The organism is Microbacterium sp. R1 (assembly GCF_015159725.1).
Lineage (GTDB): Bacteria > Actinomycetota > Actinomycetes > Actinomycetales > Microbacteriaceae > Microbacterium > Microbacterium oxydans.
Map to the genome: position 1 here is coordinate 1,150,229 of NZ_JADDUD010000001.1, position 13,031 is coordinate 1,163,259.

Here is a 13,031-nt window from a genome sequence, read left to right on the forward strand (position 1 = left end):
ATAGCGATGTGAACGGTCACATCGAAGGTGACCGCACGTCGCGAGGAAGATCCGTGAGCACCACAGCAACGTTGCCTACCGTGTCAGGCCCCATCTTGGAGATGCGCAGCATCACCAAGGAGTTCCCTGGGGTCAAGGCGTTGGCCGACGTCTCCATCACCGTCCGAGCCGGCGAGATCCACGCGATCTGTGGTGAGAACGGCGCCGGGAAGTCGACCCTGATGAAGGTCCTGTCCGGGGTGTACCCCTACGGGACCTACGACGGCGAGATCCTGCTCTACGGCGAGGAGCAGCGGTTCAGGGACATCGCGGCCAGCGAGCAGGCGGGCATCGCGATCATCCACCAGGAGCTCGCCCTCATCCCCGAGCTCTCGGTCACCGAGAACATCTTCCTCGGCAATGAGATCCAGCGCGGTGGCCGCATCGACTGGACGGCTCAGAAGGAGCGGGCCATCGAGCTCCTCGCCCGCGTCGGGCTGAGCGAAGACCCCGACGTGCAGATCAAGACCCTCGGCGTCGGCAAGCAGCAGCTCATCGAGATCGCGAAGGCGCTCAACAAGGACGTCAAGCTCCTGATCCTCGACGAGCCGACCGCCGCGCTCAACGAGAACGACTCGCAGCATCTGCTCGACCTGATCCTCGGGCTGAAGGCCAAGGGCATCGCGTCGATCATGATCAGCCACAAGCTCAACGAGATCGAGCAGATCGCCGACGAGATCACGATCATCCGCGACGGCCGCACGGTCGAGACGCTCGACATCTCACGCGGAGAGATCAACGAGGACCGCATCATCCGCGGCATGGTCGGTCGTTCCCTGGAGAGCCGCTACCCGGATCGCACCCCCGAGATCGGCGAGGTGTTCTTCGAGGTCAAGGACTGGTGGGTGCAGCACCCGACCGTGCCCGAGCGCATGGTCGTCAAGGGCTCGAACATCAACGTGCGCCGCGGCGAGGTCGTCGGCATCGCCGGTCTCATGGGAGCGGGTCGCACCGAGTTCGCCATGAGCATCTTCGGGCGCTCGTACGGCACCTTCCTCTCCGGAACCCTGATCAAGGACGGCCAGGAGGTCGCCCTGCACGACGTCGCCTCGGCGATCAAGCACGGGCTCGCGTACGTCAGCGAAGACCGCAAGGTGCTCGGACTCAACCTGCTCGACACGATCAAGCGGTCCATCGTCGCGGCGAAGCTCTCCAAGATCGCGCACAACGGCGTCGTCGACTCCCGTGAGGAGTTCTCGGTGGCTGAGCGCTACCGCAAGGCGCTGCGCATCAAAACGCCGTCGGTCGAAGAGGGCGTCGGCAAGCTCTCCGGTGGAAACCAGCAGAAGGTCGTGCTGGCCAAGTGGATGTTCACCGATCCCGACCTGCTGATCCTCGACGAGCCGACCCGCGGCATCGACGTGGGCGCGAAGTACGAGATCTACGCGATCATCAACGAGCTCGCCGCCCAGGGCAAGGGTGTCATCGTCATCTCCAGCGAGCTTCCCGAACTCCTCGGCATCTCCGACCGCATCTACACCGTCTTCGAGGGTCGGGTCACCGACTGCATCCCGGCCGATCAGGCGACACCCGAGGACCTCATGCGCAGCATGACCTCCACGAACCAGAAAGCATCCGCATGACCACCGACACCACCGCAACGAAGCGCGGCTTCCACTTCAAGGACATCACGAAGATGTTCGGGGGAGGGCAGTCGACCCTCCGTCAGTTCGGCATCCTCGGCAGCCTCGTCGTGATCCTGGTCGTCTTCCAGGTGCTGACGTGGATCTTCAAGGGCACCGGACTGACGCTGTCCTCCGGCAACCTGATCAACGTCGTCAACCAGTACTCGTACATCCTGATCCTGGCCATCGGCATGGTGATGGTCATCATCATGGGTCACATCGACCTCTCGGTCGGATCCGTCGCCGCGTTCACCGGCATCGTCGTGGCCAAGGCCATGCAGGACTGGAACCTCCCCTGGCCGCTGGGCATCCTCCTCGGTCTCGGTGTCGGCGTGCTGGTCGGGGCCTGGCAGGGATTCTGGGTGGCCTACGTCGGGGTGCCGGCGTTCATCGTGACGCTGGCGGGCATGTTGTTCTTCCGAGGCGCGAACCAGTGGGTCGGCGACTCGCAGTCGGTGCCGGTGCCGCAGGGCTTCAAGGTGATCGGTGCCGGGTACCTGCCCGAGTTGCCGTTCATCCCGGTGGACTTCAACGTGCTCACGATGCTCCTCGCCCTTCTCGGGGTGGCCTGGATCGTGTTCTGGGAGTTCCGCACGCGTCGCATCCAGCGCAAGATGGGTGCCGAAATGGCGCCGGCGTGGGTGAGCGTCACCAAGGTCGTGCTGATCTCCGCCGTGATTTTGATCGCGGGCTGGCTGTTCGCCACCGGGCGCGTGGGCACCAGCTTCCCGATCTCCGGCATCATCCTGCTCGCCCTGGTCATCCTCTACTCGTTCATCACGAACAACACCGTCTTCGGTCGCCACATCTACGCGGTCGGCGGCAACCGGCAGGCTGCGCGCCTGTCGGGTGTGAAGGACCGCTGGGTCGACTTCTTCGTGATGATGAACATGTCGGTGCTCGCGTCGCTGGCCGGCATGATCTACGTCGCCAGGGCGACCGCCTCCGGTCCCCAGGACGGCAACGGCTGGGAACTGGATGCGATCGCCTCGGTCTTCATCGGTGGCGCGGCCGTCTCCGGCGGGATCGGAACCGTGATCGGGTCGATCATCGGTGGTCTCGTGATGGCCTTCCTCAACAACGGTCTCGCCCTCCTGGGCGCCGGTGCCGACGTGGTGTCGATGATCAAGGGCCTCGTGCTGCTGTTCGCCGTCGGTGTCGACGTCTGGAACAAGCAGCAGGGACGCCCGTCGATCATCGGATTCCTCACGCGTCGCTTCGGCCGCAAGCAGGACCCGGCGACCGACACGTTCGATCCGACCAAGACGAACTACCCCACCAGCCAGAAGTACGAAGCCCCCGCCGTCGAAGAGACGCGCGGATAGTAGGGGCCCAGGCGCGTACCGCACGCGCACCTGGACCTTCACACACCAGAGAAAGAGATCACATGAAGAAGATTCTTCTGTCGGCGACAGCGCTTGTCGTCGCGGGCGCCTTCGCCCTCACCGGCTGCTCCTCGGAGCGCGGTGGCACCGGATCGGGAGCGGGGGAGGAGACCGCCAAGGGCTTCGCCGCCGACGCCACGATCGGTGTCGCCCTTCCGGACAAGACCTCGGAGAACTGGGTTCTCGCCGGTCAGCTGTTCACCGACGGCCTGAAGAAGGCCGGATTCAAGCCGGACGTGCAGTACGCACCGGCCAGCAACACGGTCGCCGAGCAGCAGAACCAGATCCAGGCGATGGTCACCGGTGGCGCCAAGGTCATCATCATCGGCGCGAAGGACGGCAAGCAGCTCGCCACCCAGGTCGAGGCCGCCCGTGACGCCGGCGTCACGGTCATCGCGTACGACCGTCTGATCGAGAACACCGAAGCCGTCGACTACTACGTGGCGTTCGACAACTTCAAGGTCGGTCAGCTGCAGGGTCAGGCTCTGCTCGACGGTCTCGCCGAGCGCGCGGGTCACGAGGCTCCGTACAACATCGAGCTGTTCTCGGGCTCGCCCGATGACGCGAACTCGGCCGTGTTCTTCAACGGTGCGATGGACGTGCTGCAGCCGAAGATCGATGACGGCACGCTCAAGGTCGTCTCGGGTCAGACCGAGATCGCCCAGACGGCGACCGAGGGCTGGAAGGCGGAGAACGCTCAGCGCCGCATGGACTCGATCCTGACGTCGACGTACAGCTCCGAGACGCTCGACGGCGTCCTGTCCCCGAACGACACCCTCGCTCGCGCCATCATCACCTCGGTGCAGGGTGCGGGCAAGCCGGTCCCGGTGGTCACGGGTCAGGACTCCGAGGTCGAGTCGGTGAAGTCGATCATGGAGGGCGTCCAGTACTCCACGATCAACAAGGACACCACGCTCCTCGTCGAGCAGTCGATCAAGATGGTCGGCCAGCTCCAGAAGGGCGAAGAGGTCGACGTCAACGACACCGAGCAGTACGACAACGGCGTGAAGGTCGTTCCGGCCTACCTGCTCGACCCGATCATCGTCACCAAGGAGAACGCGGCAGAGGCCTACGCCAACGTCCCGAGCCTCCTCGAGATCGTGAAGTCGTACCAGTAAGACACATCGCTCCGCGACGCTCGTCGTCGCGGAACACGAGCCGTCCGGACCCTCGGGTCCGGGCGGCTCGTTCGCGTTGCGAGGGTGCTCGCGTCGGGTGGCTCCGATGATTACGGTGAAGGTGTGAAGCTCGCTCTGCGTCCGATGATCCCCGCCGATGCGGAGACGTTCGCGTCGTGGGCCGAGGATCCGGTGTTCCGCGCACACGCGGGGTGGAGCCAGGACACGACGGTCGATCGAGTCGCCTCGTGGTGGCGCGAGATCATCGAACACCCCGACCCCCGCTTTCTCGGCGCCGATTCGCGGTACCTGCGGTTCCACTTGTCACGGGCCGATTGGGTACGCGGCAGTCCGTTCAGGTCGGCACGCTGATCAGAGGCGTGCTTCTGAAGCGTGCTCCTGAGGCGTGCTCCTGAGGCGTGCTCCTGCGAGGTGTCTCAGAAGCGCGGGCGAACTGGCTCGCCCGGTGCCGGCCCGTCTGGCGGTGACTCGTCGGTGAACACCACCGTGTTCTGGGGCGGTGGGCGGTCGATGTACTCGCGCCCGGTCGGGCTCGTCCATGCCAAGACGCCACCGTGGTGCTGCTCGACATGCCAGGGGGAATGGTGTTTGAGCATGTGATGTCGTCGGCAGAACGCGGAGAGGTTCGATTCGCAGGTGGCACCGCCGCTCGAGGCCGCATGATTGTGGTCGAGGTCGCACTTTCGGGCGACGATCCCGCACCCGGGGAATCGGCAGCGTTGATCTCGGGCTCGAAGGTGCCGTCGCAGCCGCGCGTTCGGTCGGTAGCGATCCACCGCGAGCATCTCGCCGGAGATCGGATGCGTGAGCACCCGATCCCACCCGGAGGCGAGACCGGCGAGTGCTCGAGCAGTCGCCGTGTCGATCGGAACCACACCGTCGAGCTCGGCCGGCGGCACGGAACCTGCTCGCGGCGGCACGGAACCGGGCACGAACGGGAGCCCCTGTCGTGTGGCATCGTCGCGGCCCATCAGCGTCATCACCGGAACCGTGACCTCGACGCGGGCCTCGATCTCTCCGAGCAGGCCGTCGGCGGTGTCGTGTCCGGTGGGCGTTCCGGTCAGCACGAGGTCGGTCAGCAGGTCAGTGCGCAGCTGATCGACCGTACGCGCCTCGCGGTCGTGCTCCTCGGTGGTGCTTACATCAGCGGTGCTTACATCAGCGGTGCCTTCATCAGCGGTGCCTTCATCAGCGGTGCCTTCATCAGCGGTGCCTTGATCAACAACGGCGCTCTGCTGCTTCACCGCATGAGCCATCTGCGAGAGCCGATCGAACATACCGTGCACGAGCACGGCGGGAGCCTGGACGCCGAGCTCGGCCATGCCGTCTTCGAGGTCGCGCACCCAGACCCGACGCCTCTCCCGCGCATCGAGGTGCCTCTCGGTGAGCGTGCGCTCCTGGAACCGCTCCGCGAGCCGGCGGGCCAGCCTGCGCAGCCGGTTGGGGGATTCGCCCGCGGCCAGTTCCACCGCCTCGTCAGCGAACGCCTGTCGATCCGCCGCGTGCTCGAGGTGCGCGCCCGCATCGACGATGACGCGCGAATGCGCCGCGCTGATGCGCCCCTCGCCCTGGGCCCGCCACACGGCCGGGAAGCGTTCGACCAGCCAGGAGGCGTCGGCCATCCGCCGTTCCACCGTGCGGTCGCTCACGCGCTGTGCGGCCCCGATCTCGGCGGCCACGGCGCGGATTGCAATGTCTCCCCGGTCGGGGTGCTCCGCGGCGCGGGCGATGTCGACGGCGAGGCGCCCTGCCATCGCCAGCATGCCGTCGCGAGCGGCGTGCATGCTGCTCAGCGTGGCCTCCGCCGCTTCGAGCGACGCGACCAGATCGGCGAGCATCGCCATCTGGGTGTCCGTCGCGTCGAGCAGTGCGTTCATGGACTCAGTCCATCATGGGCCACCGACATTCCGACGGCGGCGGCACTCGGGTGAGATCGCTCAGCCGCGAAGCTCTCGGGTCGCCTGGCCGGTGCGCTGCAGCGCGTCGACCGTCTCGGCGTAGCGGCGCTTGGCGACGCCGAGGAACACGCAGTCCACGAGGGTGAGCTGGGCGATGCGACTCACCATCGCCCCCGCGCGGAAGCTCGACTCGCGCACCTCGGTGAACAGCGCATGGTCGGCCGCGCGGGCGAGCGGAGAGTGCTTGGCGGAGGTGACCGCGACCGTGGTCGCGCCGCTCGCACGCGCGGTCTCCAGGAACCGCACGGTCTCGAGGGTCGAACCCGAGTGCGAGAAGCCGATGGCGACCGTGCCCGCGGTGGGCAGCGCCGACACGGCGACGGCCTCGTGGGGGTCGGCGGGCATGTGGGCGTTGCGTCCGACACGGAGCAGCTTGTGGCTGAGGTCCTCGGCCACGAAGCGGCTGGCACCGAGGCCGTAGAGGAGGACGCGCTCCCCGCGGTCGATCGCGTCGACGGCAGCCTCGAGCACCTCGAAGTCGAGCCGCGCGACGGTCTCCTCGATGGCCAGCAGTTCGAGTGATGCGACCTTCGACACCGCTTCCTGCAGGGTGTCCGACTCCGAGATCTCCGACCCGTAGGCGCCCCGTGCCGAGAACTGGGCGGCCTCCTTGCCGAGTTCGGAGGCCAGGGCCATGCGCAGCGGGGCGTACCCGCTGAAGCCGATCGCCCGGCAGAAGCGCACGACCGACGCGACGGAGGTGTCGCACTCCGCGGCGAGTTCGTTGATGGTGCTGTCGATCACGACGGAGGGGTTCTCACGCACGACGAGGGCGATGCGGGCGAGGGAAGGGGTCAGCGTGGATGCTGCCGCCTCGATCGTCGACTGGATGCTCATGCCGTCCTCCGTCGTGGTGAGTGCGAGGTGTGAGGTGCGAGGTGTAAATTCTTTTTGCCGAGTCTACTTCCGATGTAGGCTCTTTTCACAGACTTTTTCGCCGATCCGGAGGAGGGCCCATGGACGCACGCGTCACGGCATCCGTCGACCTCGGCAAGTCGCGGTGCCGCGTCCTCGTCACCGGCCCCGACCGCCGGATCGTGCGTGACGGCGTCGGCGCGCCCGGACTCGCCGCAGCGGGCGGGGTGAAGAGCGCGCTCGAGGCCATCCTGCGGCTCCTGTCGGGCGACGAGGGTCTGGAGCTGGTCGGGGTGGGTGCGGCCGGCGCATGGCTCGCACCCGATGCTGCGCGGGATCTGGCCTCATCGCTCGCCGCGGCGACCGGAGCGCAGACCGCTGTCGCGTCCGACGTGGTCACCGCTCATGCGGGAGCCCTCGACGGCGGCGCCGGCGTGCTCCTCATCGCCGGGACCGGGGCGGCCGCGTCGGGCATCGACTCCGACGGCGCGCGCCTCGTCGACGGCTGGGGCCCTGAGCTCGGCGACCTCGGCAGCGGCTCGTGGCTCGGACGGGAAGCGCTGCGCGCCGTACTGCGCGCGAACGACTCGCTGGGGCCGAGCACGGTCCTCACCGCGGCGATCGCCGATCCGGTCGGCGACGTCGCCGACATCCAGGCGTGGCTCGCGGGCGGCGAGCCCCTTCCGCGGCGCCTCGCGACGCTCGCGCCCCTCGTGCTCGATGCCGCGCAGAACGGCGATGCGGCTGCCTCCGCGATCGTCGACGAGGGCGTCCGTCTGCTCACGGCGACGGCCACCGCCGCTTCCGCGCTCACCGCCGACACCGTCATCCACGGCGGTCTGACCGACCACGTCTGGTTCCGCCAGCAGCTCACGTCGTCCCTGCAGGCAGCCGAGCGTCGGGTCGTGCCCGCGCGCGGCGACGCCCTCGACGGAGCGCTGCTTCTCGCGCGCCGCACCGACCTCCCCCATGAAAGGTTCGTCCACCGTGCCGAATGACGACTCCCGCCTGACCGCCCTCCTCTCCGTGCTGGAGCGCCTCGACACCGAGGCCTCGACGACGGAGCGGGGCGACCTCGACCTGCTCGGCACGGCCGAGCTCGTGCGACGGATGAACGCGGAGGACCGCCGGGTGCCGGAAGCCGTCGCCGAGCGCGCGGAGGAGATCGCGACTGCCGTCGACGGCATCACCGAGCGGTTCCGTCGCGACGGGCGCCTCATCTACATCGGAGCGGGCACCGCGGGCCGCATCGGCGTGCTCGACGCGAGCGAGTGCCCGCCGACGTTCGGCACGGATCCCTCGATGGTGGTCGGTCTGATCGCGGGTGGTGAGACGGCCATCCGCTCCGCCGTCGAGAACGCCGAGGACGATGACGCGGCCGCCGAGGCGTCGCTGCGCGAGCTCGGACTCACCGAGCGCGACACGGTGGTGGGCATCTCGGCCTCCGGCCGTACTCCTTACGTCGTCGGCGGCCTGACGTATGCGCGCGGCATCGGCGCGTTCACGGTGGCGATAGCGTCGAACGCCGACTCCGAGATCGGGGCCGCGGCCGAGGTCGCGATCGAGGTCGTCACCGGACCCGAGTTCATCTCCGGGTCCACGCGGCTGAAGTCCGGGACGGCGCAGAAGCTCGTCGTGAACATGCTCACGACGCTGTCGATGATCAACCTCGGCAAGACGTATCGCGGCGTGATGGTCGATCTGCTGGCCACGAACGAGAAGCTGCACGCCCGTTCGATCCGCACGGTGTCGCAGCTGTCCGGCGTCGACACCGAGGGGGCGGCCACGGCGCTGCAGGCGGCGGACGGCTCGGTCAAGCTCGCGCTGCTGATGCTCGCCGCCGATGCGACGGCGGATGCCGCGGCGTCCGCGCTCGACGAGGCCGACGGGATCCTTCGCGACGCCATCACCGCGCTCGCCTGATCGGCGCGCTTCCCGCGCGTCCGATACGGTATGCGGATGCCCCTCGCTCTGATCACCGGCGCTGCGCGCGCCGACAGCATCGCCGCCGGAATCGTCCCCCGACTGCGCGCCGCCGGCTGGACCGTCGTCACCAGCGACCTGCGCGATGCCGACCACCCCGCCGACCTCTCCACGGTCGAGGGGCCCGAAGCGCTGATCGCGGAGGTGACGGCGGCTCATGGACCGATCACCGCCCTCATCCTGAGTCACGCGCACGATGTGGAGTCAGGAGTGCTCGACACCACAGCGGAGAGCTTCGACCTGCACGTCGCCGTGAACGCGCGAGCGACCCTGCTGCTGATCGCGGCCTTCGCCCGTCAGGTCGGCGACGACGGGGGAGTGGTCCTGGCGTTGACCAGCGACCACGTGACCGGCAACCTCCCCTACGGCGCGTCGAAGGGGGCGCTCGACCGCCTCGTCATCTCCGCGGCGCGCGAGCTCGGCCCCCGGGGGATCTCCGCGAACGTGCTGAACCCCGGACCCGTCGACACCGGCTGGATGGACGACGAGACGCGCACGGGCCTGGCCGGCATGACCCCGCTCGGACGCCTCGGCCGGCCTGCGGATGTGGCGGCCGTGGTGGAGTTCCTCGTGTCCGACGAGGGTCGCTGGATCTCGGGGCAGCTGCTGAAGTCCGACGGGGCCTTCTCGGCGCAGTACTGACCGACGCCGGGCCTGCGACCTGCGGGCCCGGTGCCTGTGCCTGTGCCTGTGCCGGTGCCCTGCAGGCTCGGCTCCGCAGGCGCAGGATCAGTGCTCGCAGGTGCAAGACCCTCCGCCGCAGCAGGCCGATGCCGCACCTCCGTGCGCCTGCGAGGACTCCGGCACGTCCATGGCCGGGTTCTGATCGAGGAACCCTGCGGGCTTGAACCAGAAGCCGGCGTAGTCGACGGGCATGATTGGCCAGTCCTCGGGGCGGGGGAAGTGCGTCAGGCCGAAGGTGTGCCAGAGCACGATGTCGTGTCCGTCGATGTCACGGTCCGCGGCGGCGTACTCCGGCAGTCCGGAGCCGCCCTGGTGGGCGTTCGGGTAGCGACCGGCCGGCCAGATCTGCCCCGGCTCGAAGCGCGTCGCCCACAGGTGCTTCGTCGCGAAGGCGGCGCGCGCGGCGACGGAGGACTCCGGGTCGGCCATCAGCAGCGCGGTCGGCTCCGGGATCAGGTGGTACGCCGTGGGTCGGCCGACGTGGTTCGTCCGCGAGGCGCTCTGCACCTCCCAGACCCGCGCCACAGAGGAGTCCGCGTCGCGCTGCGCCTCCGACTCCGTGCGCAGCGGTGTCTCCGACCATGTGAAGGCGTTGCCGAAGGGGTTGTCCTCGCCCATCGGGATGCGCTGGGCATCCACCTCGACGAGCCGGTTGTCCTCGCCGTCGATCGCGACGTCGAGGCGCGCACAGAACAGGTGCTGGTGGACCGGGGCGAACACGCCGGGCGCGAGTTCGGTCGCATGCCTCTGCCGCACGCCGGGTTCACCCGCACCGGCGAACACGATGCCCGTGGCTTTGGCGACGACCTCGATCGAGCCGTCGAGGCCGAAGTTCCAGTAGAAGCCGTAGTCGTAGTTGCCGATCGTGGAGAAGTACGACACCACGAACCGACGGGAGCGGCGCACGTCGGAGCGACCGGCGAGGTCGGTGTGCTTCCAGAGGATGCCGTAGTCCTCCTCGTGCATGCAGATCACGTTCGGGATCCGTACCGGGTGGCCGTGGTCGTCGGCGACGTAGCCGTCGACGTACCGGATCACACCGAGGCAGTCGCAGCCGAGCTCGAGGTGGTTGGCGTTCTTGCCGAGCAGGTATTCGCCGGCGTCGAAGTAGCTGATCCAGAAGCGTCCGGGAGCGGTGTCGCCGTAGGGGACCACCATCTCCGGAACGCTCGCCCTGCTCAGCACGGATCGTCCCTGGAACGTGACGTCGTGCAGCACGAGTCCCTCGCGGGCGTTGAAGTCGACGCGCATCGACCAGCCCTCCCACTCCACGAGCGACCCGGTGACGGAGAAGCTGGGCCCCTCCGGCTGGGTGATCTCGATGGGCTTCAGAGTGGTGCGCGCCTCGCCCTGCACTTCGGGGTAGTAGTTGCCGTGTCCGGCCGGCACGGGCACGTCGCCATGGTCCTCGACGCGGATCACGCTGTTCGAGGTGAGGTCGATGTGCACGATGAGGCCTTCGACCGGGTGCGCCCACGGGGAGTCGTGCTCGTCGTGCTTGAGGAACGTCAGCGAGCGGATCACCCGGCGGCCCACCTCGTCGGCACGCCCGGTGTATCCGGGGGCGAGGGGGCCGCAGAAGGCGAGAGCCATGTGCTCCTCGAGCCCCCGACGCTTCATCGCGGCCTGCCATTCCGGCGAGGCCTTCGCGATGCTCTCCGCGCGCTCGTACTCCTCGAACAGATACTGCGGCTGTCCGTATGGCGGGGCGTCGTTCGGCACCCGGTGCGTGCGCAGCACCTCACGACGGGTGATCGAGACCACGACCTCCGTGGCGATCCCGGTGGCGATGTCGAGCAGTGTCACGTCGACGCGGCGGTCGACGGGGGAACCGGCGGTCCACGTCGCGAGCTCGTCCTTGGTGGGCTCGTCGGGGAGCAGCATCGGCACGCGGGTGGTCGCCGTCATCAGACCAGCGGCGTCGAGCACCTCACGGGCGGCGGCGATCTCGGTTCCGGTGAGGGGATCGTGCGGGTGCGGAGCGGCGATCTTCCCGATCGACACGGGCTGCGGAGCATGGTGGGACATCATCGACCTCACTATTTTCGAGCGACTGCTCAATAAACGGGTTGGCACGATGATAGGGCCGACAGCCCGTCCTTCGCAACGGGGCGTCTTCCCGACGAGGCGTGCGGAGGTGGGTCTCAGGCGCGCCAGGGGGCGAGCGCGGCGTCGAGCACGGCGAGGTGCGCGGCGGCGGACTGCGGCTCCGTGACCTCGACGATCTGCTGCCCGTAGGTGATGGAGCGCAGCAGCGTCACGATCGTCTCGGTCGGGGTGTCGGTGCGCAGCTCGCCGTCCTCGACCGCCTCGCGCAGCGCGAGCCGGGTGCTCTCCTGCCAGGTGGCGAGGGTGGGTACCGCCGCGTCCGGCGCGGGGGCGAGTGCTGCGAGGCGCCCCCAGAATCCGACCACGACGTGCGCCTCGGTGCGGGTGCGCTCATCGATCGGGAGCACCTCGCGCATGAGTGCGTGGAGGCGGGGGAGGCCGCGAAGTCCTGCCGTGGCCGCGGCGATGCGCTCCTCGGTGCGCCGGGTCACCTCGGCCGCGGCTGCGCGGACGACCTCGTCGAAGCCGTCGAAGTAGTGCCAGAGTGCACCCGTCGCGACGCCCAGCTCCTTCGCGACCGCCCGCGATGACACGCTCTCGTGTCCGTCGCGAGCGGCGACGGCGAGCAGCGCCTCGGCGATCTGCCTGCGGCGCTCATCGTGGTCGACGATGCGGGGCATGACTCCATCCTGGCGCATGGCGTCGAGACCTGCGGCATTGCGGTCTAGCGTTATTGAGCGATTGATCAATATACTGCGGCTGTGGTTCACCTCCTCCCCGCGGCACCGTGGCTGATGGCCGCGGCGGCGATCGTCTCGGCCGCCGCTACAGCGGCGCTCTGGCGCGCCGTGCCCTGGCAGGGGCGGCAGGCATCGCTCATCATGGCTGCAGCCATGCTCGCGCTCGCGGCGACCGACGGCCGCAACCCGCTGGTCGGGCTCGTCCTGGGTGCGGTGCTGCTGGTCTCGGCCATGGTGGGCACGATGGGGGTGCGCGGCACGGCGGCCGCGGCGAGCTGCTGTCATCGAGCGCTGGTCTCCCTGGTGATGGCGATGTGCGCGTTCGACGGAGTGGTGGCGGCAGATCCGGTCGGAGGAGGCGCCTCGGCATCCGTGTCGTCCGGTCACGGCGGGCACGGGCTGTCGGGAGTGCTGTCGGTGCTCGTGCTGGTCGGAGTCGTCGGGGTCGTGCTGTGGACGGTCGTCGCGGAGTGGTTCGTCGCTCCCGTGCATCGAGGTCGCACGGCGCGTCTGCTCACCGTCGAGTCGTGGGCGATGGCTGCCGGCGTCGCTGTCATGTGCCTCGGATTCTGAG

At 68.6% G+C, this 13,031-nt stretch carries 12 protein-coding genes; 8 read left to right on the top strand and 4 right to left on the bottom strand.

What is annotated here, in order from left to right:
• The first annotated feature begins 101 nt into the window (after positions 1-101).
• The 4 genes from mmsA (at position 102) to ILP86_RS05820 (ending at position 4,539) form a co-directional block, all read left to right on the top strand.
• The gene (gene mmsA, locus ILP86_RS05805) at positions 102-1,622 is read left to right on the top strand and encodes a multiple monosaccharide ABC transporter ATP-binding protein (RefSeq protein ID WP_227751071.1); all 1,521 of its coding nucleotides are present in this window, start codon (positions 102-104) and stop codon (positions 1,620-1,622) included.
• Positions 1,619-2,989: a multiple monosaccharide ABC transporter permease gene (mmsB, locus tag ILP86_RS05810; protein WP_113680700.1), complete on the top strand. Its 1,371-nt coding sequence runs from the start codon at positions 1,619-1,621 to the stop codon at positions 2,987-2,989. Before mmsA ends, mmsB begins: the two co-directional genes overlap by 4 nt.
• Positions 2,990-3,051: 62 nt before the next feature.
• On the top strand, positions 3,052-4,167 hold the full coding sequence (locus ILP86_RS05815) for a sugar-binding protein (RefSeq protein ID WP_193761576.1): 1,116 nt from the start codon (positions 3,052-3,054) through the stop codon (positions 4,165-4,167).
• 123 nt (positions 4,168-4,290) lie between these two features.
• Entirely contained in the window at positions 4,291-4,539 is a 249-nt protein-coding gene (locus tag ILP86_RS05820) for a hypothetical protein (RefSeq protein WP_193761577.1), read from the top strand.
• 65 nt (positions 4,540-4,604) lie between these two features.
• On the opposite strand, the gene ILP86_RS05825 is transcribed toward ILP86_RS05820, so the two are convergent.
• Both ILP86_RS05825 and ILP86_RS05830 read right to left on the bottom strand, forming a co-directional pair.
• Positions 4,605-6,065: an HNH endonuclease signature motif containing protein gene (locus tag ILP86_RS05825; protein WP_193761578.1), complete on the bottom strand. Its 1,461-nt coding sequence runs from the start codon at positions 6,063-6,065 to the stop codon at positions 4,605-4,607.
• 60 nt (positions 6,066-6,125) lie between these two features.
• Positions 6,126-6,983 carry a MurR/RpiR family transcriptional regulator gene (locus ILP86_RS05830; RefSeq protein WP_193761579.1) on the bottom strand — a complete coding sequence of 286 codons (858 nt, stop codon included), beginning with the start codon at positions 6,981-6,983 and terminating at the stop codon, positions 6,126-6,128.
• Positions 6,984-7,102: 119 nt separating this feature from the next.
• Between ILP86_RS05830 and ILP86_RS05835 the strand changes: the two genes are divergently transcribed.
• The 3 genes from ILP86_RS05835 to ILP86_RS05845 are packed head-to-tail and all read left to right on the top strand — an operon-like array spanning position 7,103 to position 9,626.
• Complete coding sequence (locus ILP86_RS05835; RefSeq protein WP_193761580.1) at positions 7,103-7,999, top strand: N-acetylglucosamine kinase; 897 nt, start codon at positions 7,103-7,105, stop codon at positions 7,997-7,999.
• Positions 7,989-8,924: an N-acetylmuramic acid 6-phosphate etherase gene (gene murQ, locus ILP86_RS05840; RefSeq protein ID WP_193761581.1), complete on the top strand. Its 936-nt coding sequence runs from the start codon at positions 7,989-7,991 to the stop codon at positions 8,922-8,924. The genes ILP86_RS05835 and murQ overlap by 11 nt, the downstream gene beginning before the upstream one ends.
• Before the next feature lie 36 nt (positions 8,925-8,960).
• Positions 8,961-9,626, top strand: a complete 666-nt coding sequence (locus ILP86_RS05845; RefSeq protein WP_127012442.1) for an SDR family oxidoreductase — start codon at positions 8,961-8,963, stop codon at positions 9,624-9,626.
• 87 nt (positions 9,627-9,713) lie between these two features.
• Here ILP86_RS05845 and ILP86_RS05850 read toward each other — a convergent pair whose 3' ends face one another.
• Both ILP86_RS05850 and ILP86_RS05855 read right to left on the bottom strand, forming a co-directional pair.
• A complete protein-coding gene (locus ILP86_RS05850; RefSeq protein ID WP_193761582.1) occupies positions 9,714-11,699 on the bottom strand; it encodes a primary-amine oxidase in 1,986 nt (661 codons plus the stop codon).
• Positions 11,700-11,812: 113 nt separating this feature from the next.
• Positions 11,813-12,397 carry a TetR/AcrR family transcriptional regulator gene (locus tag ILP86_RS05855; RefSeq protein ID WP_061015579.1) on the bottom strand — a complete coding sequence of 195 codons (585 nt, stop codon included), beginning with the start codon at positions 12,395-12,397 and terminating at the stop codon, positions 11,813-11,815.
• Between the two features lie 81 nt (positions 12,398-12,478).
• On the opposite strand from ILP86_RS05855, the gene ILP86_RS05860 reads away from it, so the two are divergent.
• A complete protein-coding gene (locus ILP86_RS05860) occupies positions 12,479-13,030 on the top strand; it encodes a hypothetical protein (protein ID WP_061015580.1) in 552 nt (183 codons plus the stop codon).
• Position 13,031: the final 1 nt, after the last annotated feature.

Bases quoted from the DNA above. Each gene is read 5' to 3' on its own strand.
- mmsA (WP_227751071.1), top strand. From the start codon at position 102: ATGCGCAGCATCACCAAGGAGTTCCCTGGGGTCAAGGCGTTGGCCGAC.
- mmsB (WP_113680700.1), top strand. From the start codon at position 1,619: ATGACCACCGACACCACCGCAACGAAGCGCGGCTTCCACTTCAAGGAC.
- ILP86_RS05815 (WP_193761576.1), top strand. From the start codon at position 3,052: ATGAAGAAGATTCTTCTGTCGGCGACAGCGCTTGTCGTCGCGGGCGCC.
- ILP86_RS05825 (WP_193761578.1), bottom strand. From the start codon at position 6,065: ATGAACGCACTGCTCGACGCGACGGACACCCAGATGGCGATGCTCGCC.
- ILP86_RS05830 (WP_193761579.1), bottom strand. From the start codon at position 6,983: ATGAGCATCCAGTCGACGATCGAGGCGGCAGCATCCACGCTGACCCCT.
- ILP86_RS05835 (WP_193761580.1), top strand. From the start codon at position 7,103: ATGGACGCACGCGTCACGGCATCCGTCGACCTCGGCAAGTCGCGGTGC.
- ILP86_RS05845 (WP_127012442.1), top strand. From the start codon at position 8,961: ATGCCCCTCGCTCTGATCACCGGCGCTGCGCGCGCCGACAGCATCGCC.
- ILP86_RS05850 (WP_193761582.1), bottom strand. From the start codon at position 11,699: ATGATGTCCCACCATGCTCCGCAGCCCGTGTCGATCGGGAAGATCGCC.
- ILP86_RS05855 (WP_061015579.1), bottom strand. From the start codon at position 12,397: ATGCCCCGCATCGTCGACCACGATGAGCGCCGCAGGCAGATCGCCGAG.